The sequence below is a fragment of the Oleiphilus sp. HI0125 genome (assembly GCF_001635355.1).
In genome coordinates, this window is record NZ_LWGF01000129.1 from 1 (window position 1) to 1,291 (window position 1,291).

At 45.3% G+C, this 1,291-nt stretch carries 2 protein-coding genes; both read left to right on the plus strand.

The window, feature by feature from the left end; translation table 11 throughout:
* Positions 1 to 365, plus strand: a 365-nt coding sequence (locus tag A3762_RS02190; protein WP_156493145.1) for an MBL fold metallo-hydrolase, incomplete at its 5' end; no start/stop codon positions are given.
* A 63-nt stretch (positions 366 to 428) separates the two neighbouring features.
* On the plus strand, positions 429 to 1,291 hold an 863-nt coding region (gltX, locus tag A3762_RS02195; protein WP_068753897.1), incomplete at its 3' end, for a glutamate--tRNA ligase.

Below are 1,291 nucleotides of genomic sequence, written 5' to 3' on the forward strand. Positions count from 1 at the left end.
AGCAATCTCAGATGTTTGGCTTTGCGCCAGCTCAATCCTTTACTCCAAATCGGTGGTTAGAGCAGGGTGATACTGTCGAGATCGGACAGGAAATTCTAGAAGTCTTGCACTGCCCAGGCCACACGCCGGGTCACGTTGTTTTTTATCATCGTCCGAGCGAATTGTTGTTCGTCGGAGATGTTCTCTTTCAAGGCTCTATCGGTCGAACTGATTTCCCGAAGGGAGATTACGACACTTTATGTAAGTCTATCCGCGGCAAGCTCTGGCCTTTGGGTGATCAGATTTCTTTTGTTCCTGGTCATGGCCCTATGTCTACGATTGGACAAGAAATTAAAACAAACCCTTTTGTTGGTGGTTACGGTTAGTCGATAAGCTAACGAAAGAATTTTTAACCACCCATATTATTTACTGAACGACTGGAAATTTTAATGACTCAAACTGTACGTACCCGTATTGCTCCATCTCCAACAGGCGACCCGCATGTCGGCACTGCTTATATCGCACTGTTTAACATGTGCTTCGCGAAGCAACATAACGGCAAGTTTATTTTACGTATCGAAGATACGGATCAGGCGCGTTCCACGCCAGAGTCAGAAAAGCAGATTCTTGATGCTTTACGTTGGTTAGGTCTCGATTGGGATGAAGGGCCTGATGTTGGCGGTCCTCATGGACCATATCGCCAAAGCGAGAGAAAAAATGATTACGGCGCGTATGCGAAACAACTGGTTGAAGAAGGTAAGGCTTTCTACTGCTTCAGAACACCTGAAGAGTTAGATGTTATTCGTGAGGAACGAAAAGCAGCTGGTTTGAATCCCGGTATTAAAGGTGATTTGGAATTGCCAGCAGATGAAGTCGAGAAGCGTTTAGCTGCAGGCGAGCCTCATGTTATTCGTATGAAGGTGCCAGAAGAAGGTACATGTGTCATTGATGATATGTTGCGCGGCACGATCGAGATTGATTGGGCGCAAGTAGATGCTCAAATCCTGTTAAAAAGTGATGGAATGCCAACCTACCACTTAGCCAATGTTGTTGATGATCATTTAATGGAAATCACTCACGTGATTCGTGGCGAAGAGTGGATTAATTCTGCGCCAAAGCATCAGCTTCTATATGAGTACTTTGGTTGGGATATGCCAACCCTATGTCACATGCCTTTGTTGCGTAACCCCGACAAGAGTAAATTGAGTAAGCGTAAGAACCCTACCAGTATCACCTATTATGAACGGGCTGGTTTCATGTCTGAGGCTTTAACAAATTACCTTGGCCGTATGGGTTATTCATTGCCCGACGA